Origin of the sequence: Massilia pinisoli, assembly GCF_024753285.1 — a bacterium.
GTDB classification, from domain to species: Bacteria; Pseudomonadota; Gammaproteobacteria; order Burkholderiales; family Burkholderiaceae_D; genus Telluria; species Telluria pinisoli.
The window spans coordinates 163,023-187,244 of record NZ_JANUGW010000007.1 but is presented as its reverse complement, the minus strand read 5'-3'; the positions used below and the strand labels follow the sequence as shown (position 1 = coordinate 187,244).

The following is a 24,222-nucleotide window of genomic DNA, read 5'->3' as shown; positions in this document are numbered from 1 at the left end:
TGCACCAACTTGATGCAATTTGCACCAAAAGAGCGAGCCGCCTCCTGAGACGGTCCGCTGCGGTGCACCGCCACCCAGCCTACATGGAGAAGATGACATGAGCACGACCGACGAGATTCTCGCCAACGCCCGGGCGCGCACGCCCGGCCAGCCGTACGCGGGTGCCGTCACGCCCCAGGAAGCGTTCGCGCTGCTGCAATCCGACGCGCGCGTGAAGCTGGTCGACGTGCGCACGAATGCGGAGCGCGACTGGGTCGGCCGCCCCGCCGTCGCGGACGCCCAGCACGGCGCCGTCCAATGGTCGCTGTACCCCGGTGGTGCACCGAACCCCGATTTCGCGACACAGTTGCAGAACGTCGCCGCCCCGGACGACGTCATCCTGTTCCTGTGCCGCTCCGGCGTGCGCTCGCGCCACGCCGCGCGCACCGCGACGGAGCTGGGCTACAAGAACGCCTTCGACATCCTGGAAGGCTTCGAAGGCGACCGCGACGCGGAAGGTCACCGCAAGACGGTGGCCGGCTGGTGCAAGGCCGGCCTGCCCTGGGTCGGCGCCTGAGCCGTCCCGCTCTCCGGAGTGTGACAATCGCTGAGATTGTGCGCGGTGCGCGCGTGCTAGCATGCGGGCTCCCATCGTTACCGTAGCACCGACCCGGAGAGCCGCATGATCATCCAGCCCGTCCCGCGCCGCCTGCAGGCTCGTCTGAATGCACGCCTGCTGTGCGCCGGCATCGCCGCCCTGCTGTGTGCGTGCGGCCCCGGCGGACCGAAGCGGGAGACGGGCGACACCGGTGGCGGCGGTGGCGGCCCCAGCCCCGGCATCACCGTGCTGGCCGGCGACGCGGCCACCGCCGGCAGCGTCGACAACAAGGGCGCATCCGCCCGTTTCAATACGCCGCGCGGCGTCGCCGTCGACACGAACGGCAATGTGTACGTGGCCGACCAGGCGAATTTCGCGATCCGCAAGATCACGCCTGACGGCACCGTGTCCACGTTCGCGGGCCAGCGCGGCACGAGCGGCACGCGCGACGCCAACGGCAATAGCGCGCGCTTCAGCATGCCCACCGCGATCACGATCGACGGCAGCGGCAATCTTTACGTCACGGACGCAACCTCGATCCGCAAGATCACGCCGGACGCCAACGTCAGCACCGTCATCACGTTCCCCGTGGGCGACTTCGGTGGCGACACCCGGCTGTACCCCGGCGGGATCGCCGCGGACGGCGCCGGCAACCTGATCGTCACGTCCGGCGTCGACACGCGCCGCGTCCCGCTGTCGAACCCGGGGCGCTGGGCGCGCCTGGAACAGGGCGCCGTCGAGATGCTGCCGGGCGCGGTCGACGTGATCACGCGCGGCGTCGCCGTCCGCGACGACAACACCGCGTACGTGGCCGACCTGCAGCGCACGATCAGCCGCGCCACGTCCGGCGCGACGAGCCTGTCGCGCTTCGCCGGCACGCCGGGCCAGGTGGGCAACGACGACGGCAACGCCAACACGGCGCGCTTCCAGCAACTGGCGGCACTGGCCGCCGACAAGGACGGCAATCTGTACGCGGCGGACGCCGTCAGCAACGTCGTCCGCAAGATCACGACGAATGCGACGGTGACGACGCCGGCCGGCACGATCGGCGCCACCACGTTGCGAACGGGCCGGCTGCCCGGCAGCTTCGCCACCTTGCGCGGCATCGCCGTCGCGGCCGACGGCACGCTGTACGCGGCGTCGGGCAACGCCGTCGTGAAGATCGTCCTGCCCTGATCCGCCCGGCCGTCAGGCCTGGTCGGCGGCCGGTCCCAAGGTCGCGCGCACGCGCTGGCGCACGAAGTTGATGTGGCTGCGCAGGCCATACAGCGCGTCCGCGTAGGCGAGCGGGATCGAGATGTGGTTGACGCGCAGCTCGATGTCGTCGAGGCGGCGCAGCAGCTCGGCACGCGCCTCGTCGCGGTGCTCGTCCGCGGCGTTTTCCAGCGCCTGCTCGACGGCACGCAACTGGCCATACCAGCGGTACACGCGCGAGCGGATGCGCCACACGTACAACGGCGGCACGATCTTCGACAGCGGGATGATTAGCGCGGCCAGCGCCACGACGACGACCCACAGCCGCTCGAACAGGTTCGCCAGCCAGAACGACAGGTAGCGCTGCAGGAACGGCGGGCCGTCCCGGTAGTATTTCGCCGCCTCGCGCGCCACCGGGATCTCCGTGTAGCGCGGCGACGGGAACTGGCCCTGCTGCTGGAACCAGCCGGTGCCGCCGTGGATCTCCGTTGCCGCCTTCACGAACAGGTCGATGAGCGCCGGATGCAGGTCGTCACGCGCGACCAGAGTGGCCGTGGGCGCGATCAAGTGAAAGTCCTGCGACGGGATGTCGCGCCCGAGGTCGACGATCCCGCGCGGCAGCACGACGTGCGTGAGGAACGGCAGCCGGCGCGTGTACGCCTCCGCCTGGTGGAAGTTGAACAGCCGGATGCCCGGCGTCTGCAGCAGCATCTGGATCAGCGGGGCTTCCGGCGCGGAGCTGAACACGAGACCATCGATGTGCCCCGCCAGCAATTCCATCGTGGCAGGTGTATTTTCCAGCGCGGAGATCGTCAGCTGGCCCGGCTCCAGGCCGTTCACGGCGAGGACCTGGCGGAACAGCTTCGGCACGCCCGTCCCTTCCGGCCCGAGGTTGATGCGCAGGCCGCGCAACTGCGTGAGGCTGCGCACGTCCAGCTTGCGACCGCGCGCGTCGCGCTCGCGCAGGAACAGCCAGACGGGTTCCGTGAACAGGCTGCCGAGCGACACGAGGCCGCGGCGTTCCGCCTGCGCCTCGCTCGTCGAGCCGCTCTGCACGAACGCGATGTCGGCCTTGCCGTCGACGAGGCGCTGCAGATTGTCCGCCGAACCGGGCGAACGCTGCAGCTCGACCTTGATGCCGTCGCGCGCGAGGCTCGCCGTGTACTTGCGGCCGAATTCCTCGTAGGCGCTGTTCTCCTGCCCCGTCGCGAGGACGACGTGGCGCGACGGTGCGGGGTCGACGACGATGTACGCGACGATGCACGCGGCCAGCACGAGCACGGCCGTGGGCGCGACCGCCACGAGGAGGTCGCGCAAGGAGACGAGGCTGAATTTACGGAGCGGGAGCCGCCTCATGCGGCTCCGCTTTCATCGGGCCGGCCCGCCCTCACTGCAACACTTCTTCGACGGCGGGCGGCTTCGCATGCTGGGCCTTCGCCGGCGCCTCCGCGTCGGTGTCGGCTTTCACGGCCGGCTTGTGCGGTGCCGGCTTCGCCTTCGCCTGGGCGTCGGCGTCCGGCTTGCGGGCAGCGGTTTTCGGCTGCCCTTCCCCGTCGGCCTTGCGGGCGACGGGCGGCTTGGCGGCGGCATGCTCGTCGGCCGCCGGTTTGTGCGGCGCAGCGCGTGCGGCCTCGCCGGCTGCCTTCGGATGCGTGTCGCCGGCAGGTTTCGCGGCGGGTTTCTCGGCAGCTTTTGCGGCCGGCTTTGCGGCCGATTCGGTGGCGGCCTTCGCCGGTTTCACGGCCGGTTCTGCAGCGGCCTTCGCGGCCGGCTTCTCGGACGGCGTTGCGGCGGCCTTGGCGCCGGGCACCTTGGCATCGGCCGGTACTGCATCCGCCGGCGCAGCATCGGCCGGCGCGGCCTGCTCCGTATCGCGGGCGACGGCGTCCGTCGGCCCGGCCGGTGCCGGCGCCGCACGTTCAACGTGCAGGCCGGGGATCGTCACGGTGTCCTGGTGCGCGATCATGGGCATCAGGCTCGGCGCCAGCTTCACGAGCAACTGCACGGGCAACGCGCTCGTGAAGTCGTAGTGGGCCGAGTCCGGACCGTGGACGTACGCCGTCATGCTGCCGAAGAAGCGCTCGCCGATGTTGAACACGAACGTGGCCGAACGGTTCACGTAGCGCGATTCGATCAGGCGGTGGCCCGCGCCGAACACGTCGAAGCGCTGGTCGCCGGTACCCGTCTTGCCGCCCAGCGCGATCACGCTGCCGTCGTCCTTGACGAACGCCGTCTTGGCGCGCTTGGCCGTACCGTCCTGCACGACGCCGCGGATGGCATTCACGACGGCACGGGCCACGTCGGCGTTCAGCACGCGCTCGCTCTTCTCCGCGTCGCCGCGCTTGACGAGCGTCTCGTACGGCGTGTCCTTCGCGAAGTGCAGCGAATCGATGCGCTGCGTGGGCTTGCGCACGCCGCCGTTGACGAGGATGCCCATCAGCTCGGCCAGTGCGATCGGACGGTCGGCGGACGCGCCCAGCGTGGTCGCGTACGACGGCACGAGCGAATCGAACGGATAGCCCATCTTCTTCCACTGCGCGTGGATCTTGAGGAAGGCCTCGACCTCGATCAGGCCGGCGATGCGCTTGTCCTGCGCGTGCTTGCGGTGCGTCTTGAACAGCCACGAATAGACTTCCTGGCGTTCCTTCGTCGACGCGCCGACGACCTCGTCCCAGCCCGCTTTCGGATGGGTGCGCAGATAGCCGACGAGCCACAGCTCGAGCGGGTGCACGGACGCGACATAACCGCGGTCGGCAAGCGACATGTTGGCGACCGAGTACTGGTCGTACATCTTGGCGATGTGCTCGTCGTCGACTTCGGCCTCGGCCGGCAGGTAGGTGTGGACGAATTTGGCGAACTCGGCCGGCGACGCATCCGGGTAGATCGTGCGGTGCACGGCAGCGATCTTCGACGCCTTGACGCGCACGCCCTGCATCAGCGCCGTCTGGACCTCGTCCCAGTTCTTGCCGCGGTACTTGTTCCAGAAGCGGGCCAGGAAGTCCTTGCCTTCGCGGTCGGCGAAGCGCGACAGGTATTCGGCGCGGCGCGGATCGTCGGCGTCGGCCAGCAACTGCGCGGACGAGCCGGGCAGCTGGAACATGTAGTAGCGCACGACGTCGCGCATCAGGCGCACGAACACGAGGTTCGTCGAGTGCTGCAGCGCTTCCTGCACGGTGAGGATGCGGCTGTCGTCCAGCTTGCTGAAGTTGCCGAAGATGTGCACGCCGCCGCCCGTGAAGAACGCTTCGCCCGGATTACCCGAGTACTTGCGCTCCATCGCCGCGCCCAGCATCGGCACGAGGCCGCGGTCGGCGCCTTCCGGCAGGGCCTGGAAGTACTCGACGGCCCATTGCGACAGGCGGTCTTTCGGATCGATGCGGACCTTCGCCAGTTCCGCCTTGCTCATCGGCTCGTAGCGCTGGTGCAGCTGGTCGACGATGTCGAGATAAGTGGTGAGCGTACGCAGCTTCGCCGTCGAGCCGAGGTCGAGCTTGGCGCCCTCGTTGATGTCGAGCGGCTGGTCGTAGTTGTCGGTCTGGACGCGCAGGTAGTTCACCTTGTCGCCCCGCTCCATCAACGTGAAGCTGTACACGACTTTCGACGGGTCACCGTTGCCCAGCATGCCCTTGCCCGTCAGGCCCGCTTCCGCCGCGGCCGCGTTGTCCGTCAGCTTGCGCAAGGTGGCCGTGACGGCCTTCTGCGCGTCGGCGTTCAGCGTGGTCACGACGGACAGGTCGAGGCGGTCGAGGTTGTACAGGCGCGAGTCGCCCAGCAGGGTCGCCAGGTGGTTGCGCACGGCGTTGGCGGCCTTGCGCGTGACGAACGTGTTCGCGGGCGGCGGCGCGACACCCGACGCGAGCGCCGGGTGCAGGACGGTGGCGATCGCGGCATCGCGCAACTGCGGCGAGATGACGCCGGCTTGCGCCAGCACGCGCAGGTGCGAATTCGTGAGGATTTCCAGGTCCTTCTCGCCGGCGCCCAGGTAGTACGCGGGGCGGCGCTGCGCGATCATCAGCGACAGCGCTTCCTTGTACACGAGCGCGTATTCAGGCGTGACCTGATTGCCCTTGAGGATGCGGTTGACGTCGGCGAAATCGCGGCCGTACCAGACCCACATGCCGTCGCCAATGCCGTTCACTTCGCCGTAGCCGAGCTTGGCCGACAGCGGCACGGTGTTCAGGTATTCGAGCACGATGCGGCGACGCGTCTTGCTGGTGTCTTCGCCGTCCAGGTAGGAACGCAAGGTGGCCGACGCCATCTGGCGCAGCTTGTCGGACAGCGACGCCGTGCGGCCTTCCGGCGAATGGCGGTACTTTTCGATCTGCGTGGCGAGCGTGCTGCCGCCGGCCACGCGGCCGCCGCCGCCCAGGCCCACGGAATGCACGGTCTTGTCGAACACGGCTTTCGAGAAGCGGTCCCATTCGACGGCCGGGTTGCGTCTCGGATAGGTCGTGTCGAGCAGCTCGCGGTTCTCGATGAACAGCAGGCTCTTCACGAGCAGCGACGGCGCCGCGTCGAACTGGTCGTACAGGCGCTCGGGGAAGCGCGCGGAGAACAGCGGCTCGCCGCTGTAGTCGAGGATGTCGAGGCCGGCGCGCGTCTTTTCGCGGTACGTGGCGAACAGGCCCATGTCGGCCAGCTTCAGCATCTTCGGCGACATGCGCGCCTGTTCGACGACGACGTAGTCGCGCGTCTTCAGCTTGGCCAGGTAGTTCGGCAGGTTCGAGTAGCCGAGGCGCTCGTCGTACGGGCTCGCCTGCGGGAAGCGGATCGCGTCGCTGGGGCCCTTCTCGACGCGGTAGGTGAGCTTCTTCGTCAGGCCGGCGAAGAAGCGCGCCTCGAGCGCCGACGTGCGGCTCTCGTACACGCCGACGGCGGACGCGCCGGCGACGAGGATCAACATCAGCACGAGCAAGCCGCGCTTGGTCTTGCGCCAGCGCTTCTTGGGCTTCGCGGGCTGCGGATCGGGCGTGGCGGCGTCGTCGGGCGCACCGGGGTCGCGACTGGGCTCGAGACTGGGCTCGAGGCGCGTCGGCGCGGTACGAACGGAGACGTCTTGCATGGCGGCCATGACGGGCACGCCGGCGAGAGAGGGTTGCACGGGCGCGGCACCACCAAAGAAACGGTGCAATGCGCGGGCGATGATGCGGGGCCGTCGTTGACGGCGAATACTATCCATGATGGCTCAACCGGTTTGAAACACGCCTGCAAATCCCGTCAACCTGCTCGCCATCTTGCTGCCGGTCGGTTCGAGTGATCCAGGTCGTAAAAGTTCACAAAGCTACGGCGACCTCACTCCGGATCGCCCCTGCTCACAGACACCATTCCACCACATCAATGTGACACGCAGGAACCGGTCACGCAGATTTTTGGCGTCGCCCCCGTATTTTCGCAAAAAAACAACGGCTCAGTTTGCCCGACTGTCCACGGGCCGCAACGCCTGTGTTTCCACTTCCATACGTTCCAGTTCCGCGCACATGTCGGCCCATGCCGCGGCGACCTGTCCGGGCTCGCCTTTCACCCCCAGTTCGATGTGGCGCCGCGTGTGCGCATCGCCCACGCTGGGCAGGCTGAACACGCGCACGCCGGGATGGCGCGCTTCCAGCGCTTCCATCAGCGGCGTGAGCGCGGCCTCGGCCTGCCCGTACACCAGCAACGCCTGTTCCGCCTGCGGTTCGCGGTGGAAGCGGTCGGCATACAGCGTGTCGAGCACCCACGCGATCATCGGCCACGCCATCACGGGAAAGCCGGGCACGAAATGGTGGCGCTCGACCGTGAAGCCGGGGATGCGGTTGTACGGATTCGGGATCAGTTGCGCGCCCGCGGGAAATTCCGCCATCCTGAGGCGCTGCAGGTTCTCGGGCGCGTTCAGGTCGGCGTCGGGCCCGGCCGTCTCGCGGATGCGCGTCTCGACCAGCAGGCGCCCCTCCGGATGCAGTTCGAGCGGCACGCCCAGCGCCGCGGCCGCGCACTGGCGCGTGTGATCGTCGGGCGTGGCGCCGATGCCGCCGCAGGAAAACACGATGTCGGGGCCGGCGAACGTCCGCCGAAGCAGCGCCGTGATGCGCCCGGGTTCGTCGCCGACGATCTCGGCCCAGGACAGGCGCAGGCCGCGCTCGCGCAGCAGGTCGATCACCTTGGGCAGGTGCTGGTCACGCCGCTTTCCGGACAGGATCTCGTCGCCGATGATGATGAGGCCGATGGACATGCACACCTCCTTCGGCTCCAGTGTGCCACACTGCGCCGGAGGCTGCCGCGCCGTACGGTTGCGTTCAGGAGTTGGCGCGCAGGTCGGCCAGCGCCTGCAGGCAGAAGTACTGGAACCACAGGCCCGTGAAAATGAAAATCACGAGGTACAGCCAGATCGACAGCACGGCCAGGAAGGGAAACAGCACCACCGAGAACAGCGCGCCGCCGATCCATGCCACGCCCGGCACAGCGCCGAGCAGGCCGGACACGGTGCCGATCAGCAGCAGCGAGCGCCGGTGCGCGTGCACGATCGTGCGGCGCTCCTCGAGGCTCGCGTGGATGGCGAGCGCGTCGTACGTCATCACGCGCGCCGTCAGCCAGCCCCACAGCACGGCCTGCACGACGAGCGCCAGCGGCGCCAGTGCGTACAGCGGCAACGTCACGAGCCACAGCAGCGCGAACACGACGATGGCGGACAGGTTGATACCGAGGCTGCCCAGGAAGCTGCCGCCCTCCTTGCGCTCGAGCGTCGGGAATTGCACGCGGCTGACGTGGCGCGCGATGGCCGGCATGGCGCCCACGCCGATGAACAGCAGCGACGTGATGATCATCAGCGGCAGCAGCACGAGCATCGCGACGAGCGGGATCACGAGCGTCTTCAGGAAGCCGAGGCCCAGGGTGGCGAGGATGCTGCCGCTCGTCTCGAACAGGCCGTCGTCGGCGAACAGCGCGTGCAACCAGTCGAGCAGCGGCTGCATGCCCGCGTACAACAGGCCGCCCCACAGGGCCAGCGACAGCAGCAGCGGCACGACGGACAGCAGCAGCATCCGCGCCGAGAACTGCGAGCGCAGCGCGCGGCCGTAGGCGATGGCGACGGGGCGGATCATGCGGCGCCGCGCCGGCGGCCGGCTTCCACGAGGCGCGCGAGGCCGAGCCATTGCTGGCGCCAGAACCCGCGGCCGTAGTCGCGTCCCGGGCGGATCGTGCCGTCCGGATTGGTGCGCGGGAACTGGTCGCGCACGCCCGTGCCGGGCCAGCCGGCGGCGAAGTTGGCGGTGCCGAAGAGCTGGTCCCACACGGGCAGCAGCACGCCGAAATTGCAGCCACCCAGTTCGCTGCCGCGCGATTCGTGGCCGATGCCGACGGCGTGGTGCGTGCGGTGGAAGCGCGGCGACACGAGCAGGCGTTCGCCCAGGCGGCCGAAGTGGATGCGCACGTTCGCGTGCTGCAGGCTTTGCAGCGCGCGCGACACGGAGACGAGCAGCACGTACTGGCTCGGCGCCACGCCGATCGCGAGCGCCAGCACGGCCATGTAGACGTCGCGCAGCAAGTCGTCCAGCAGGTGGTTGCGGTCGTCGCTCCACAGGTTCATGTTCGGCTGGCTGTGGTGCAGGCTGTGCAGCGCCCACCACCAGCGGAATTTATGCTGGCCGCGGTGGAGCCAGTAATCGAAGAAGTCCAGCACGACGAGGTACAGCAGGAAGCTCGCGAGCGGATGGAAACCCGTCATCAGGCTCTCGAGGTTGAACGGGTGCACGCCCTCCATGCGCAGCGCGGCGGCGATGCGGTCCATGACGGGGTCCAAGGTGAAGAACACGGCCATGCTGAAGAAGCCGAGGCGGTGGATCAGCGTGTAGACGAAATCGTTCAGGCGCGCGCGGCGGTCCGTCATCGCCTGCGCGGGGATGACGGCTTCCAGCGGCCGCAGCACGAGGTACAGCGCGGCCACCTCGCACGCGCCCGCGAGGAACCATTCGACGCCGTCGAACGCGTCTTCGACGTATTCGCCGAGGCCCATCGCGAACAGCGCGGGTTCCACCGCGTGCTCGAACAACCATCCCTGCAGGACGGCGAACCAATCGAGGAAGTGCTGGATCATGTTTTTGCGAGTGACGGAATCAGTGCGCGCGGTAGTCCGGGTGCGCCTTCAGTGTAGCGAAACAGAAGCCTTTATGCTCGAGCCCCGTGATCAGCGGCTCCAGGTTCGCCGGCATCCACGGGTCCTTGCGCGACCATATCCCCATGTGGGCCATGAAGATGTCGCCGTCCTTCAGCTTGTCCAGCGCACGCTTCAGCAGCAGCGCGTTGGGGAATGTGTCGCTGGACGTCTCGTCGCCCGAGAACCCGGCCGGCGCCCAGCCCACGTGCCGGTAGCCGCAGGCCCGCGCGGCGGCCAGGATGTTGGGCGAGCTGTGGCCGCCGGGCGTGCGGAAGATCGGGTCGAGATGGCGGCCCGTCAGTTGCTGGAAACGCGTATCGACGCGGCGCAGCTCGTCGCAATACTGCTGCTGCGTCCACGTCAGGCGCTGGCCAGCGTGCGCGCCGAACTGCGGCTTGACGACGATGCGGCCGTCCGCCTCGTCGCGTTGGAAATACACGTGGTCGAACGTGTGCGTGCCGAACGCATGGCCTTCCGCGACGCGCGCCTTCCAGAAATCGGCCCAGGACGGATCGAGCGACCAGTCGCCGCGCACCGTCTTCTCGTTGGCGAGGAAGAACGTCGCCTGGATGTGGTGGCGGCGCAGCGTGTCGGCGATCAGCTCGGCCTGCGACTGGCTGCCCGTGTCGAACGTCAGGTAGATCGTGCCGCGGCACGCCGGTGCATCGGCAGCCTGTGCTCCGACCTGAGCAATCGACGTAGCCGCCAGCAACACGATGGCGGCGGCATGCGACGCGCGCACCATCAGAGCCGCGGCGCCGCGTTGGCGAAGAAGACGCCGTGCGGCGAGCGGCCCACGGGAATCAGCTTGACCACCTTGCGGCTGGCGACGTCGATGACGGCCACCTTCTTGATCCAGCGCAGGGTCACCCACAGGGTCTTGCCGTCGTTCGTCAATTCCATGCAGTCCGGACCGCCCGGCACGGGGATCATCCCGACGTTCTCCAGCGTGACCTGGTCGATGACGGAAATCGAGTTCTGCGTGCGGTTCGACACGAACACGTGGCGGCGGTCGCCGGTGGCGCGGAAGTTGTGGGCGCCGTCGCCCGTCTTGATGCGCTTGACGGTCTTCTGCGCGCGCCAGTCGATCACCTCGACGTAGTCGCTCCCCATGATCCCGACCAGCAGGTATTTGTCGTCCGGCGTCATCGTGATGCCGGCCGGGAGCTTGCCGACCGGTAGCGTCCACCTGACGGTCTGCGTTTTCAGGTCGATGGCGCTGACCTGGTCGCTGCCCTGCTGCGTGACGAACGCCGTCGTGCTGGCCGCGTCGAACGCGATGTGGCTCGGCATGCGCGCGAGCGGGAGGCGCTTGCTGAGCGTGAGGTTGCCGCCGTCGTATTTGTAGACGTCGACGCGGTCCAGGCGCAGCGCGGCCGACACGAACCACTTCTGGTCCGGCGAGAAGCCGATCTGGTACGGGTCGAGCACGTCCGTCAGGCGGCGCTGCACCTTGCCCGTGACCGGGTCGAGGAAGATCAGCTCGTTGCCGGCGGAACTGGCGACGATCACGGACTTGTTGTCCGGCGTGGCCATCAGGTGGTGCGGCTCCTTGCCGACGGCGAACGTGCCGTTGTCGGCACCCGTCGCCTGGTCGAGCAGCTGGACGGTGGCGTCTTTCGAATTGAGCACGACGACGACGTTCGCCTGGGCCGCGTGGATGGCCGAAAACAAGACGAAACCGGTGATGAGTGACTTGCGGAAGCGACGCAGCATGGAACGGGCGGAAGTCCGAGAAAGGAAAGCTTTATTCTACGAGGAAACATGAACAGCCCGTAGCGTCTGGCGCCAGAATCGCACACGAGCGGCGCGCCGCCGCAACACAGTGGACAGGACGTCAATGGCAGATTGTCAGGCCATGCACTACAATCGCCTTTCACTCTGAACAACAAGGGAAAACCATGTCCATCACCACCACGAATTCCGGCCTGCAATATGAAGACACCGTCGTCGGCAGCGGCGCCGAAGCGAAGGCCGGCAACTACGTGACCGTGCACTACACCGGCTGGCTGCAAAACGACGACGGCAGCCAGGGCGTCAAGTTCGATTCCAGCAAGGACCGCAACGATCCGTTCCAGTTCCCGCTGGGCGCGGGCCACGTGATCCGCGGCTGGGACGAAGGCGTGCAGGGCATGAAGGTGGGCGGTGCGCGCCGCCTGATCATCCCTGCGAGCCTGGGCTATGGCGCACGCGGCGCCGGCGGCGTGATTCCGCCGAACGCGACCCTGATCTTCGACGTCGAACTGCTGGACGTTTGATCTGTTGGCGCCGCAGCCGGTAGGGTGGACGGCTGTGCCGTCCACCCTACCGAGCGCCACCTCTAAAATCCCGTCCAATCCCCCGTGATTCGGCGCACGATGCGCTAAGATGCGCGAAGTATTGCCTTCCATACACGGCAAGAACACGCATCCGTCGAAAGGAATCACCATGAGTTTGCAAGACCAATTCGCCCAGGCCCAGCTCGATTCGAAGAACCTGCCCGAGCGCCCGGACAACATGACCCTGCTGAAGATCTACGCCCTGTTCAAGCAGGGTTCGAGCGGCGACGTCACGGGCGAGCGTCCCGGCTTCACCGACATGGTCGGCCGCGCCAAGTACGACGCATGGGCCGCGCTGAAAGGCACCTCGCAGGACGAGGCGATGCAGCAGTACGTCGACCTGATCGAAGAATTGAAGGACGCCTGATCAGGCAACCGTAAACGTCTTGCGCATGCTTTCCGCCACCTTCTGCTCGATGGTGGATGCGAAAGCGCTCATCAGGAAGCCCAGCTGGATGCGCAAGGCGGCCTGGCGCTCGCCGAGGGTGAGCGCCCCCTCCACGCCGCTGCGTGCGAACCGCAGCACGTCCCCTTCCCACTTGCACTGCAATCCATATTCGCGGGCCAGCTTGTCGGCGACCTTTTGCGCGGCGGCGCGCGCGTCGGTCTGGCTCAGGCTGTGCGGCTGGGTGATGCTGATGTCCGGCATTCGGCTTTCCTTACTGATTCAAATCAAACAAGCCCGCCATGATGCCAGTTGGCGGGCGCAAAGGTCAATTGATGAGTCTCAATGCCCACACCGGGCGGGGCGCGACCATTCCTCGTACCCACCAAGGAGGAAGCGACCATGGACTCATCCGCCCCCACCCGGCACCCGCAGCCGCCCGTCGGTTTCGTGCCGACGCCCAGCGCCCCGTACCGCCAGCACCGCAAGGCCGCGCAACTGCTCGACCAGCCAGGCCGGCCGCGGCTGCAGGCCGGCCCCGGCAGCGCGTCGCCGTCCGAGACGGGCGTGCCGGCCGAGCCCTACGCGTCGGGCGCGCGCGTGCTGATGTGGAAGCAGGACCCGTCGGTGGACGAGATCGGCACGCGCAAGGCCTTCCTGCCCGGCGTCGTGCTGGCGGGGCCGCGCGACGCGCGCATCGTGCTGGCGTCAAGCGAGCCCGGCATGCCGCCGGTCGAACCGAATGCCTTCGGCGACTTCGTGACGATGCCGGACACCCCGCAGTTCGACGCCGTCCACACGTTCGCCGTCGTGCGCCAGACGCTGACCATGTACCAGCGCGCGCTGTCCACGGCCGGCAATCCGATGCCCCTGCCCTGGCACTGGAACAGCGCCACGGACACGACGCCGCTGCAAGTCTGGCCATACGGCCTGCCGAACGTGATGAACGCCTATTACAGCCGCAACCAGGCCTGCCTGAAATTCGGCGACTTCGTGCCCAATGGCGCGACGGCGCGCGTGTACACGTGCCGCTCGTTCGACATCGTCTCGCACGAGACGGGCCACGCCGTGCTGGACGGCCTCAAGCCGCAATGGCTGCATGCCGGCAATCCGCCGCAGACGGGGGGCCTGCACGAATCGTTCGGCGACCTGACGGCGATCTTCCTTGCGCTGTCGCAGCTCGACCAGTGCGAGGCCGTCGTCGCCCAGACGAAGGCCCATTTGCACGACAAGACGTTCCTGGCCGACATCGCGGAGCAGTTCGGCCTCGCCCTCGGCAGCACGACGGGCCTGCGCAATGCCGACAACGACCTCACCTTGTCGCAGGCGGGCACCGAGGTGCACGCGATCTCGCAGGTGTTCACTGGCGCCGTCTACGACATCCTCGCCGACGTGTTCGCCCTCGAGCGCGATCCGGCCCTGGAAGATTGCGCCAGCGTGCTGCACCGCGTGGCCGGCTGGCTGCGCGGGCTCGTGCTGCGTGCCCTGATCGCCGCGCCGGACGCGGCCGCGAGTTTCGCCGACGTGGCCAACGAGATGCTGCGCATCGCAGGCGACGACGGCAAGCCGCAAGCAGTCGTCAACGCCATCCGCGACCGCTTCGCCCAGCGCGAGGTGTTCGCCGTCCCGGCCGGCTTCGCGGGCGACCATCCGGCCGGCCTCCGGCTGGCGCCCCTCGTGACGGACGCGCCCGGCGCCCGCCAGGACCGGCGTGCGTGCTGCGGCACGATGAACCTGCCCGAATACCACGACGTCGAACGGGTGCTGCAGGCCGAAGCGGATGCGCTGGCGCGCTGGTGCGCGGCGCACGGCCGTCCCGGCGCCGCCCCTGCCGCCCCCGTTGCGCTGGCGACGGTCACGGTGACGGACGACAGGGGCGCCGCCGTCGGGACCACGGCGGTGATGCACCTGCCGGCGCCGGACAAGCGCCCCGTGCCCCCGGCGCAACCACTGCCGGACGGCACCCGGCCAGCCGCGCCGTAAGGCCGCGCCGCGGCGGCGACGGATCCGCGGACGGGCCCGCGCAGGCCCCTTTCCGCAGCCGGCACGGGCGTACCGACCACATTTGCTTATGTGTATTGTGTATAAGCCTGATTTGTCGTAGAAGCAGAATTGCCCTAAAATACAGTGCTTTGCCGCGTCCGGCGAACGCTCTGTAGAAAATCACACGCCGCCGCTTCCACTCATTGATAGGACTGTTATGACCCACGTTGTCACCGAATCGTGCATCCGTTGTCGCTATACCGATTGCGTGGATGTATGCCCGGTAGATTGTTTCCGGGAAGGCCCGAATTTCCTCGCGATTGACCCGGACGAGTGCATCGACTGCGCCGTGTGCGTGGCGGAATGCCCGGTCAACGCGATCTATGCGGAAGAGGACGTGCCGTCGGACCAGCAGCAATTCATCAAGCTCAACGTCGACCTGGCGCGCAACTGGCCGTCGATCACCAAGACGAAGCCGGCCCTGCCCGACGCGGACGAGTGGAAAGACGTCAAGAGCAAGCTGGACCAGCTGGCCCGCTAATACGTTCGTGAGCGCCGGCCGCCGGAGCGCGGGGCGGCGGCCGCCACGGCCAGCGTCCTTTGCCGGCCCCTGCAGGCGTGCGCCGTTCGTGGCACACTATCCGCCCTCGCCCTACCACAGCACATAATTTTCAGGAAATCTAGCATGACTACGACCCCCGAAGCGGGCACCATCGCTCCCAACAGCTCCTTTGCCGGCGCCATCGAAGCCGATGCCGTGATCATCGGCGCGGGCCCGGTCGGCCTGTTCCAGGTGTTCGAGCTGGGCCTGCTGGAGATCAAAGCCCACGTGATCGATTCGCTGCCGGCCGTCGGCGGCCAGTGCGTGGAGCTGTATCCGGACAAGCCGATCTACGACATCCCGGCCGTGCCAGTCTGCACGGGCCAGGAACTGACCGACAACCTGCTCAAGCAGATCGAGCCGTTCGAGCCCACGTTCCACCTGGGCCAGGAAGTCACCACCGTCCAGCGCCGTGAAGACCACCGCTTCAACGTCGAGACGTCGACCGGCACCCGCTTCATCACCAAGACGATCTTCATCGCGGCCGGCGTCGGTTCGTTCCAGGCGCGCACGATCAAGGTCGACGGCATCGACAAGTTCGACAACAGCCAGCTGTTCTACCGCGTCAAGGACCCGAGCCTGTTCGAAGGCAAGAACCTCGTCATCTGCGGCGGCGGCGACTCCGCGCTGGACTGGGCCCTGAACTTCGTCGGCAAGGCCGAGTCGGTCGTGCTGGTGCACCGCCGCGAAGATTTCCGCGCCGCACCGGCTTCCGTCGCCAAGATGAAACAGCTGTGCGAAGACTATGAAATGCAGCTGATCATCGGCCAGGTCACCGGTTTCGACGAGAAGGACGGCCAGCTGTCCGAAGTCAAGGTCACGGGCGCCGACGGCGTCACGCGTCGTGTCCCGCTGGACATGCTGATGGTGTTCTTCGGCCTGTCGCCGAAGCTGGGTCCGATCGCCGAATGGGGCCTGGACATCGAACGCCGCCAGCTGAAGGTCATGGACACGGAAAAGTTCGAAACGAACGTGCCGGGCATCTTCGCCGTGGGCGACATCAACACCTACCCGGGCAAGAAGAAGCTGATCCTGTCGGGCTTCCACGAAGCCGCGCTGGCCGCCTTCGGCGCCGCGCCGTACATCTTCCCGGACAAGAAGATCCACATGCAGTACACGACCACGTCGCCGAAGCTGCACAAGATCCTCGGCGTCGAAACGCCTGTGTTCGACTGATCGTTCCGTAACGGTTGTACGACGAAAATGCCCCGCCGATGCGGGGCATTTTTCTTATGTACTGCACTTAACGAACCAGCCTCGGACAACTGTGATACAAGTTGTGCAATGCAGTAAATGAACAATTGTGACTCAAATCTTAGTTGCCCCAAGCCAAGCAGAATGAGCCTATAATTGACCGAACACGTAGCGCAAACGTTTGCAATTGCGCACAGAGTCATGAAGGAAATAATTATGCTTTACCAACTGCACGAGATGCAACGCTCCTTCCTGAACCCGCTGATGCAGTGGGCCGATGCCTCTGCCAAACTGTTTTCGAATCCAGTCTCGCCGTTCGCGCACACCCCGTTCTCGCAGCGTATCGCTGCCGGCTACGAGTTGATGTACCGCCTCGGCAAGGACTATGAGAAACCTGCTTTCGGCCTGACTTCGACCATCATCGACGGGAAGACGGTCGGCATCATGGAACGCGCTGTCGTCAGCAAGCCGTTCTGCAAGCTGATGCATTTCAAGAAAGACATGAGCGACGGCGACTTCGCCGCCCTCAAGCAGCCGACGGTGCTCGTCGTCGCCCCGCTGTCGGGCCACCATGCGACCTTGTTGCGCGACACCGTCCGCGCGCTGCTGCCGGACCAGGACGTTTTCATCACCGACTGGGTCGACGCGCGCATGGTGCCGCTGTCGGACGGCCCGTTCCACCTGGACGACTACATTTATTACGTGCAGGACTTCATCCGCCACCTCGGCCCGGACGTGCACGTGATCTCCGTGTGCCAGCCGACCGTGCCCGTGCTGGCCGCGATCTCGCTGATGGCAACGAACAAGGATGCCAAACTGCCGAAGTCGATGGTCATGATGGGCGGCCCGATCGACCCGCGCAAATCGCCGACCGCGGTCAACGACCTGGCCGTCGAAAAACCGTACTCGTGGTTCGAGAACACGGTGATCTATGCCGTGCCGGGCAATTACCCGGGCTTCGGCCGCAAGGTGTACCCGGGCTTCCTGCAGCACGCCGGCTTCATCGCGATGAACCCGGGCCGTCACGCCCAGAGCCACCGCGAGTTCTACCAGCACCTCGTGCGCGGCGACGACGATTCGGCGGAAGCGCACCGCAAGTTCTACGACGAGTACAACGCCGTCCTCGACATGCCGGCCGAGTACTACCTGGAAACGATTAAAACGGTATTCCAGGAAACCCGCCTGCCGAAAGGCACGTGGGAAGTCGGCGGCCAGCTCGTGCGTCCGCAGGACATCAAGGACGTCGCGCTGTTCACCATCGAAGGCGAACTGGACGACATCTCCGGCGCCGGCCAGACCCATGCCGCGCACGACCTGTGCTCGAGCATCCCGGCCGACAAGCAGCAGCAGTTCACGGCGCCGAAGTGCGGCCACTACGGCATCTTCTCCGGCCGCCGCTGGCGCGAGATCATCTGCCCGATGATCGGCCAGTTCATCCGCAAGAACGCCTGATCCGCCCGGCGGATTCGCGACGATGCCGCGGCCCGTGCCGCGGCATTTTTTATTGGGCCGCGGCTTACGCGGCTTTTTTTTATTTGCCCGCGGGGTACGCGGCTTTTTTTACTTGCCCGCGGCGTGCGCGGCACGATAGCGCTGCAACTCGTCGCCGAGCCAGCGGCCGCTCGGCACCGGCTGGGCCGTCCCGCAACGTACCTCGTAGGCCTTGCCGCTCATGCTGCTCGCGGTGGCCGCCCGCGTGATGAACGCCTGGGTGTCCGGCACGAGGTCGCGCTTTTGCAGGTAGGCGTATTTTTCCTCGAGGTGGGCGCGGGCCTTTTGCGCGTCGTACCACGTGCCGTTACGGTTGAACTGGCAGCCGGAGTGGCCCAGGTAGTCGAGCAGGTGGGCGACTTCGTCGCGCGTGCGCGCGTCTTCGGCCGCGAACGCGGACGGGCCGGCGGCCAGCGCGGCAAGGATGCCCACTGCGCACAGGCGGCGGGCAAGGTTCAGCAGCTTCGATGTCATCGGATCAAAATGGGCAGGTTATTCACCCGCCCAGTGTAAGCGATCAGGCCGCGTCGTGCCGCTTGCCGGCCTCGATCGTCCAGTGCAGGCCGAAGCGGTCGACGACGGTGCCGAACACCTCCGCCCACGCCGTCGCGCGCAGCGGGATCAGCACGGTGCCGCCGTCGGCCAGCGCGGCCAGCGTCCGCTCAGCCTCGTCGGCCGACGCGCAGGACAACGTTACCGAGATGCCCTGGAAGCCCGGACTGACGCCGTGGCCGTCGGCCAGGTAGAAGCGGAGACCGCCGATGACGAGGCCCGCGCGCAACGTGCGGTGCGCGGTGCCGGGCTTGACGTGGGCAGCGTCGACGATGTCGCCGACGCGATGGTGGAACAGGATGTCGGCGCCGATGGCGTCGCGGTAGAAGGACAGTGCTAGGTCGCACGCGCCCGGGAAGTACAACGTAGGTATCGCTTGCATGATTGCTCGCTCGATGATGGCTAGACTGGCCCACCGAGCGGCATCATGCGGTCAACATGACGACAGTCGGGCCTCGTGTGCGCTCGGCGGGAATGCGGTGTTCACGATGGCCCTCCTTTCTTCAGTTGAATGCCCGTCAAGTCTAGACCAGATGTCCGCCCAGTTCAAGATGTGCGGCATTTCGACGGGCCCCGGCTTTTAGCGGATAATGACGGTTTATCCAGATTCGAAGCAGCACCGCCGTGACCAAGACGCTCGCCGACCAGATCGAAGACCTGCTGCCGCAGACCCAGTGCACCAAATGCGGCTACCCTGCCTGCCGCCCGTACGCGGAGGCGATCGCGCGCGGCGAGGCCGAGATCAACCAGTGCCCGCCCGGCGGCATGGAAGGCGTGGCGCGGCTCGCGCGCGCGACGGGCCGTCCCGTCATCCCGATCAATCCGGCCAACGGCGTCGAGCGCCCGCGCCCCGTCGCGTTCATCGACGAAAGCCTGTGCATCGGCTGCACGTTGTGCATCCAGGCCTGCCCCGTCGACGCGATCCTCGGCGCGGCCAAGCAGATGCACACGATCCTGCCCAGCCTGTGCACGGGCTGCGACCTGTGCGTGGCGCCCTGCCCCGTCGACTGCATCGCGATGATTCCGCGCACCGACGACCCCGCACACGAGCCTACCGGCTGGGCCGCATGGTCGCAGGAACAGGCCGACGCGGCGCGCGCCCGTCACGATTTCCGCACGGAGCGCCTGCGCCGCGAAAAGGAAGAGAACGACGCGCGTCTCGCCGCCAAGGCCGTCGAAAAGATGCGCGCCGTGACGGCGGAACAGACGAATACGGCGGAAGAGCTGGCGGAAAAAGAACGCAAGCGGGCCATCATCGCGGCCGCCATCGAACGCGCGAAACAGAAAGCCGCCTCGGACAAGAAAGACTGACGCATCGATGAATCCCGCCAAACGCCTCGCCATCTTCACGCGCTTCCGCGACGCCAATCCACATCCGACCACCGAACTCGAATACACGACGCCGTTCGAACTGCTGATCGCCGTGCTGCTGTCCGCGCAGTCGACGGACGTGGGCGTCAACAAGGCCACGCGCAAGCTGTACCCGGTGGCGAACACGCCGCAGGCGATCCTCGACCTGGGCCTCGACGAACTCAAGACGTACATCTCGACGATCGGCCTGTACAACAACAAGGCCAAGAACGTCATCGCCACGTGCGAGATCCTCGTCAACCAGTACGGCGGCGACGTGCCCCGTTCGCGCGAGGCGCTGGAAGCGCTGCCCGGCGTGGGCCGCAAGACGGCGAACGTCGTGCTGAACACGGCGTTCGGCGAACCGACGATGGCCGTCGACACGCACATCTTCCGCGTGGCGAACCGCACGAAGATCGCCCCCGGCAAGAACGTCGACGAGGTGGAGATGAAGCTGCTGAAATTCGTGCCGAAGGAATTCCTGCACGACGCCCACCACTGGCTGATCCTGCACGGTCGCTACACGTGCGTGTCGCGCAAGCCCAAGTGCTGGAACTGCATCATCAACGACCTGTGCGAGTACAAGGACAAGACCCCGGCGCCGGCCGACGCGTGACGCCCGTCACTTCGTCAGGACCAGCGAAAAGAAGATCCGCGTCGGCCCGTTCGACAGCTTGAAGAACAGCTTGTTGCGGCCCTTCCTGAAGTGCACCCTGCGCTTGCCCTCGCTCAGGTTGTAGTCGCGCACGAAGGTATTCCGCGTCTCGTAGACCTGGCCGAAGAACCAGTCCTTGTGGACGTTCCCGCCTGCCCAGGCCAGCCTGTCGTTGAGCCACAGCTGTGCATCGTCGTCGGCGCCGACCCAGATCGTCAGGTCCTGGTCCGCGTCGATCATCAACTCCGTATAGCCGTAGTACACGGCGTCTTCCGCGTGCACGGGCGGCATCAACGGATAGCGTGCCATGTCGACGTAATCCCATGTGACGACGCGCCCGCCCTTGCCGCGGTAGGCGGCGTCCAGCACCACGCCCTGCTCGGGCGGATGGCGGTAGTTGGCAAACACGCCCTCGCCGTGGCGGCCGTCGAACGGCCCGATCACATACCAGCGGTTGACCCAGACGCGGTTCGCGTACGTGCCGCCGGGGCCGATGATGCGGCCCGCGCCCTTGACCATGGTGGCCGCGTCGACCTCGGGAACGTGGCCGACGCCATCGTCCAGGAAGGGACGCAAGCCGTCGCCGGCGTATGCCTTCGTCACGCGGTCCGGCAGGTCGGGGTTCTTGAATGCGGCGATCCGGTCCAGCATGACGGTGCCCGCGCCACTGGTCGTCCCGTCCCCGATGCCTTTTCCAATCTTGCCGCGGCCATTCGCATTCGCATTGGCATTGGCATTGGCGTTGGTGTTGGCGTTGCCTTTGCCTTTGCCGGCATCGCGCTGCGCTCCGGCCGACGCGTCCGCCGCGACCTGCACGCCGTTCTGCTGCTGTTCCAGTTGCTGGCGACGCTGTTCCAGCGCGGCGCGTGCCTTCGCTTCGAGCTTCTCGATCTGGGCCGCCGCGTCGGCCGCATCCTTCGGCTCGGGCGCGGGCGGCTCGTCGGGTGCGGGCGCCTTCGCGATCTGTTCCAGCGCCTTGTCCTTCGGGATGCCGAGCAGTTGCGCCAGCCGTTCGGCCTTCGCGTCGCGCTCGAGTTCATCGATCTTGCGCGACAATTCCTTCGCCTGTTTCAGCAACTCGTCCGGCGCCTTGGGCTGCGCGCTGAATTGCACCTCGTCGTCCTTGCTCGGAGCAGGACGCGCGGCCGCGCTTTGTTCGAGCAGCGACTTGATCCGCTCCATATCGTGCACGCGCTTGTCGAGGCGGGCCTGTGCCGTCAGACGCGCGCCCACTTCGACCTGCCGTTGCTGCCGCTCGATACGGAGGTGTTCGATGTGCCGGCTGCCCAGGTGGACCAGCACGGCGAGCGGCACCGCATGCAGCACGAACGACAACAGCAGGAACGGATGCCGCCGCACGTGCTCGAGCAGCGCCGTGCGGGGAGCCGGGGCGTCGTCGAGGACCATCTTCAGCGCGTGTGCATCGACACGTGCGTGAGACCCTCGAACTGGCACAGCTCGAGCACGTGCACGATGTCCTGGTAGCGCGTGGACTGGTCGCCGTCGATGCGCACCGGACGCGCCGGATCGCGCGCCGCTTCACGCTTCAGGAGGTCGTGCAAGGCCTGCGTCGACACGGCCTTGCGGTCGACGTACAACGCACCGCCCGCGTCGACGCCGATGACGAGCGGCGCCGGGCTCGCGGCGGCGCGGTCGAGGGTGACCTGCGACGTCGGCAGCACGATGGTCATGTCCTTTTCCGGCTTCTCGCCGTCCGGGTGCCGGAACGACGTCGCCACCATGAAGTACATCAGCAGGAAGAAGATGCAGTCGATCAGGGCGATCAGGCCGATCTCGGGCTGCTCGTCGTCGCCGAGATCAATGCGCATGGACGACCTCCAAGGTGCGCGCCGGCATGCCGTCCAGCACGCGGTTCAACTGGCGCTCCAGCGCGATCCCGATGCCGACCATGCGATTGCGGAAGACGTGGTGCATGGCCAGCGACGGCAGCGCCACCGACAGGCCGGCCGCCGTGTTGACGAGGGCTTTCGAGATGCCGCCCGCGAGCAGGGTCGGATCGCCCATGCCGTTGAAGGCGATCACGTGGAACGATTCGATCATGCCGACGACGGTGCCCAGCAGGCCGACGATGGGCGCGACGGTCGCGACGACGTTCAGCGCATACGCCTTGTGCTGCTGCAGGCGCAATTCGACGCCCGCCATCTCGGCGACGCGCGCGGCCAGCTTCTCGGGCGGCAGATGGCGCTGCTCGACCATCCAGCCGAGGATGCGCGCGAGGCTGCTGTCGCCGTCTCCCACGCGTGCGCGCAACTGGTCGAAGCGCCCGGTGCGCCACAGGTTTTCCGCCTCCTCGGCCAGGTCGGGCGGTGCCACCTTCCGCAGCCGGAAATTCACGAGCCGCTCGAGCGTCACGGCCACTGACAGCACGGACAGCGCGCCGATCAGGAAGATGGCCACGCCGCCATGGACCAGTTCCGAACCGATGTTCAGGTCCTGCGCGTGGGCCGGCAACGTGAACAGAGACAGGCAAAACAGACCAAGGCGCGGCAGTCGGGGCATCGTCTTCCTCTCGTGGAAATCGTGGCAGTGCCCGCCAATCTAACACAGGATGATCGCAATATTGCGATACTTTCTTCCATTTCTGAGCATAATTTTTACCATTAAATGGAAATTCATAATGCCAGACGAGGGTTGCCCACATGAAATTGCCAGACGTTATAAAATTTCTGACAACACCTAACGCGCGGAGGCGGCAACGATGTATTCCCACGTATTTGTCGGCACTGCCGATTTCGACAGGGCACTCGCGTTCTACGAACCGCTGATGGCGGCACTCGGCATGGAACAGCGCTTCTGCGACCGGTCACGTCCATGGGCTGGCTGGCAGGTGCCTGGCCAGGCGCGTCCGCTGTTCCTGATCGGCGCCCCGTACGACGGCGCGCCCCATGTACCGGGCAACGGCCAGATGACGGCCTTCCTGGCGCCCGACCGGGCGACCGTCGATGCCGCCCACGCGCTCGCGCTCGCGCACGGCGGCAGCGACGAGGGACCGCCCGCGCTGCGCCCCGACTACCACGCGAACTATTACGGCGCGTATCTGCGCGACCCGGACGGCAACAAGCTGTGCGTGGTGTGCCACGATGCGTCCTCCGACAACCAAGCCTGAAGGATCTGGCCATGCTCCTGCCCCACCTCACCGGCGCCCATGCGCTCCTCGGTTACACCGCGTTCGCGATCGGTGTCGCGAGCCCCGGCCCCAGCGTGCTCGCCGTCATGGGCACGGCGATGGCGCAGGGCCGCGCGCGGGCGCTGGCCCTCGCGTCCGGCGTCGTCTGCGGCTCGCTGTGCTGGGGCCTGTGCGCCGCGTTCGGCCTCGCCGCGCTGATGGAACGCTGGTCCGGCGCGCTCGCCATCGTCAAGGCGATCGGCGGCTTGTACCTATTGTGGATGGCCTGGGGTGCTGCGCGCAGGATGCGCGGCGCGGCGCGCCTGGAGGCGGCGGCGCCCGTCGCGGAAGGCTACGCACGCACGTGCGCGCGCGGCGTGGCCATGCACCTGACGAATCCGAAGGCAATCGTCGTCTGGCTGTCGGTGGTGTCGTTGGCCCTGCCGGCGGGCGCGCGCCAGGAAGATGCGCTGGCGTTCGTCGTCTCGTGCGCGTCGCTGAGCGCGACGATCTTCTGCTGCTACGCGCTGGCCTTTTCGACGGCCGCCGCGCGCCGTGCCTATCGCGCAGCCGAGCGCTGGGTGAACGCCGTGCTGGCGGGCGTGTTCGCGTACGCGGGCGTGCGCATGCTGATCGCGAGCCAGGCGCGCTGACGCCGGGGTGACAA

The 24,222-nt window shown here is 67.0% G+C and carries 25 protein-coding genes; 12 read left to right on the top strand and 13 right to left on the bottom strand.

Annotated features, from left to right (window positions below; translation table 11 throughout):
• The first annotated feature begins 97 nt into the window (after positions 1–97).
• Positions 98–556 (top strand): rhodanese-like domain-containing protein, encoded by a 459-nt coding sequence (locus NX784_RS12085; RefSeq protein ID WP_258816907.1) that lies wholly within the window; start codon positions 98–100, stop codon positions 554–556.
• Between the two features lie 105 nt (positions 557–661).
• Positions 662–1,753, top strand: coding sequence for an NHL domain-containing protein (locus tag NX784_RS12080; RefSeq protein WP_258816906.1), 1,092 nt, complete (start codon positions 662–664; stop codon positions 1,751–1,753).
• 12 nt (positions 1,754–1,765) lie between these two features.
• Here NX784_RS12080 and NX784_RS12075 read toward each other — a convergent pair whose 3' ends face one another.
• The 7 genes from NX784_RS12075 to NX784_RS12045 all read right to left on the bottom strand — a co-directional run bounded on the left by NX784_RS12075 (position 1,766) and on the right by NX784_RS12045 (position 11,615).
• Positions 1,766–3,127: a TAXI family TRAP transporter solute-binding subunit gene (locus tag NX784_RS12075; RefSeq protein ID WP_258816905.1), complete on the bottom strand. Its 1,362-nt coding sequence runs from the start codon at positions 3,125–3,127 to the stop codon at positions 1,766–1,768.
• Positions 3,128–3,158: 31 nt separating this feature from the next.
• Positions 3,159–6,872, bottom strand: coding sequence for a transglycosylase domain-containing protein (locus NX784_RS12070; protein WP_370662929.1), 3,714 nt, complete (start codon positions 6,870–6,872; stop codon positions 3,159–3,161).
• Positions 6,873–7,178: 306 nt separating this feature from the next.
• The gene (locus NX784_RS12065) at positions 7,179–7,979 is read right to left on the bottom strand and encodes a competence/damage-inducible protein A (RefSeq protein WP_258816904.1); all 801 of its coding nucleotides are present in this window, start codon (positions 7,977–7,979) and stop codon (positions 7,179–7,181) included.
• 64 nt (positions 7,980–8,043) lie between these two features.
• Positions 8,044–8,847, bottom strand: coding sequence for an EI24 domain-containing protein (locus NX784_RS12060; RefSeq protein ID WP_258816903.1), 804 nt, complete (start codon positions 8,845–8,847; stop codon positions 8,044–8,046).
• Positions 8,844–9,839 (bottom strand): sterol desaturase family protein, encoded by a 996-nt coding sequence (locus NX784_RS12055; protein ID WP_258816902.1) that lies wholly within the window; start codon positions 9,837–9,839, stop codon positions 8,844–8,846. The genes NX784_RS12060 and NX784_RS12055 overlap by 4 nt, the downstream gene beginning before the upstream one ends.
• A 19-nt stretch (positions 9,840–9,858) precedes the next feature.
• A complete protein-coding gene (locus NX784_RS12050) occupies positions 9,859–10,644 on the bottom strand; it encodes a polysaccharide deacetylase family protein (RefSeq protein WP_258816901.1) in 786 nt (261 codons plus the stop codon).
• On the bottom strand, positions 10,644–11,615 hold the full coding sequence (locus NX784_RS12045) for a YVTN family beta-propeller repeat protein (protein WP_258816900.1): 972 nt from the start codon (positions 11,613–11,615) through the stop codon (positions 10,644–10,646). The genes NX784_RS12050 and NX784_RS12045 overlap by 1 nt, the downstream gene beginning before the upstream one ends.
• 185 nt (positions 11,616–11,800) lie before the next feature.
• On the opposite strand from NX784_RS12045, the gene NX784_RS12040 reads away from it, so the two are divergent.
• Together NX784_RS12040 and NX784_RS12035 are read left to right on the top strand one after the other, a co-directional pair.
• Positions 11,801–12,157, top strand: coding sequence for an FKBP-type peptidyl-prolyl cis-trans isomerase (locus tag NX784_RS12040; RefSeq protein ID WP_258816899.1), 357 nt, complete (start codon positions 11,801–11,803; stop codon positions 12,155–12,157).
• Between the two features lie 169 nt (positions 12,158–12,326).
• Positions 12,327–12,584, top strand: a complete 258-nt coding sequence (locus NX784_RS12035) for an acyl-CoA-binding protein (RefSeq protein ID WP_258816898.1) — start codon at positions 12,327–12,329, stop codon at positions 12,582–12,584.
• Here the strand turns inward: NX784_RS12035 and NX784_RS12030 are convergent, their stop codons facing one another.
• On the bottom strand, positions 12,585–12,866 hold the full coding sequence (locus NX784_RS12030) for a polyhydroxyalkanoic acid system family protein (RefSeq protein ID WP_258816897.1): 282 nt from the start codon (positions 12,864–12,866) through the stop codon (positions 12,585–12,587).
• Between the two features lie 138 nt (positions 12,867–13,004).
• Here NX784_RS12030 and NX784_RS12025 point away from each other — a divergent pair, with 138 nt between their 5' ends.
• From NX784_RS12025 to NX784_RS12010, 4 genes are all read left to right on the top strand, one after another.
• Entirely contained in the window at positions 13,005–14,585 is a 1,581-nt protein-coding gene (locus tag NX784_RS12025; RefSeq protein WP_258816896.1) for a gluzincin family metallopeptidase, read from the top strand.
• 217 nt (positions 14,586–14,802) lie between these two features.
• Positions 14,803–15,126, top strand: coding sequence for a ferredoxin FdxA (gene fdxA / locus NX784_RS12020; protein WP_258816895.1), 324 nt, complete (start codon positions 14,803–14,805; stop codon positions 15,124–15,126).
• 144 nt (positions 15,127–15,270) lie between these two features.
• Positions 15,271–16,362 (top strand): NAD(P)/FAD-dependent oxidoreductase, encoded by a 1,092-nt coding sequence (locus NX784_RS12015; protein ID WP_258816894.1) that lies wholly within the window; start codon positions 15,271–15,273, stop codon positions 16,360–16,362.
• Positions 16,363–16,596: 234 nt separating this feature from the next.
• Complete coding sequence (locus NX784_RS12010) at positions 16,597–17,832, top strand: polyhydroxyalkanoate depolymerase (RefSeq protein ID WP_258816893.1); 1,236 nt, start codon at positions 16,597–16,599, stop codon at positions 17,830–17,832.
• 108 nt (positions 17,833–17,940) lie between these two features.
• Here the strand turns inward: NX784_RS12010 and NX784_RS12005 are convergent, their stop codons facing one another.
• On the bottom strand, positions 17,941–18,345 hold the full coding sequence (locus tag NX784_RS12005; RefSeq protein ID WP_258816892.1) for a YfeK family protein: 405 nt from the start codon (positions 18,343–18,345) through the stop codon (positions 17,941–17,943).
• 43 nt (positions 18,346–18,388) lie between these two features.
• The gene (locus NX784_RS12000) at positions 18,389–18,805 is read right to left on the bottom strand and encodes a VOC family protein (RefSeq protein ID WP_258816891.1); all 417 of its coding nucleotides are present in this window, start codon (positions 18,803–18,805) and stop codon (positions 18,389–18,391) included.
• 242 nt (positions 18,806–19,047) lie between these two features.
• Between NX784_RS12000 and rsxB the strand changes: the two genes are divergently transcribed.
• On the top strand, positions 19,048–19,734 hold the full coding sequence (gene rsxB / locus NX784_RS11995) for an electron transport complex subunit RsxB (RefSeq protein WP_258816890.1): 687 nt from the start codon (positions 19,048–19,050) through the stop codon (positions 19,732–19,734).
• A 7-nt stretch (positions 19,735–19,741) separates the two neighbouring features.
• Positions 19,742–20,389, top strand: a complete 648-nt coding sequence (nth, locus tag NX784_RS11990) for an endonuclease III (protein ID WP_258816889.1) — start codon at positions 19,742–19,744, stop codon at positions 20,387–20,389.
• Positions 20,390–20,395: 6 nt separating this feature from the next.
• On the opposite strand, the gene NX784_RS11985 is transcribed toward nth, so the two are convergent.
• The 3 genes from NX784_RS11985 to NX784_RS11975 are packed head-to-tail and all read right to left on the bottom strand — an operon-like array spanning position 20,396 to position 22,948.
• On the bottom strand, positions 20,396–21,835 hold the full coding sequence (locus NX784_RS11985; protein WP_258816888.1) for a hypothetical protein: 1,440 nt from the start codon (positions 21,833–21,835) through the stop codon (positions 20,396–20,398).
• 2 nt (positions 21,836–21,837) lie between these two features.
• A complete protein-coding gene (locus NX784_RS11980) occupies positions 21,838–22,257 on the bottom strand; it encodes an ExbD/TolR family protein (protein WP_258816887.1) in 420 nt (139 codons plus the stop codon).
• Positions 22,247–22,948 (bottom strand): MotA/TolQ/ExbB proton channel family protein, encoded by a 702-nt coding sequence (locus tag NX784_RS11975; RefSeq protein WP_258816886.1) that lies wholly within the window; start codon positions 22,946–22,948, stop codon positions 22,247–22,249. The genes NX784_RS11980 and NX784_RS11975 overlap by 11 nt, the downstream gene beginning before the upstream one ends.
• A gap of 199 nt (positions 22,949–23,147) precedes the next feature.
• Between NX784_RS11975 and NX784_RS11970 the strand changes: the two genes are divergently transcribed.
• The gene (locus NX784_RS11970; RefSeq protein ID WP_258816885.1) at positions 23,148–23,555 is read left to right on the top strand and encodes a VOC family protein; all 408 of its coding nucleotides are present in this window, start codon (positions 23,148–23,150) and stop codon (positions 23,553–23,555) included.
• An 11-nt stretch (positions 23,556–23,566) separates the two neighbouring features.
• Positions 23,567–24,208 carry a LysE family translocator gene (locus NX784_RS11965; RefSeq protein ID WP_258816884.1) on the top strand — a complete coding sequence of 214 codons (642 nt, stop codon included), beginning with the start codon at positions 23,567–23,569 and terminating at the stop codon, positions 24,206–24,208.
• Positions 24,209–24,222: the final 14 nt, after the last annotated feature.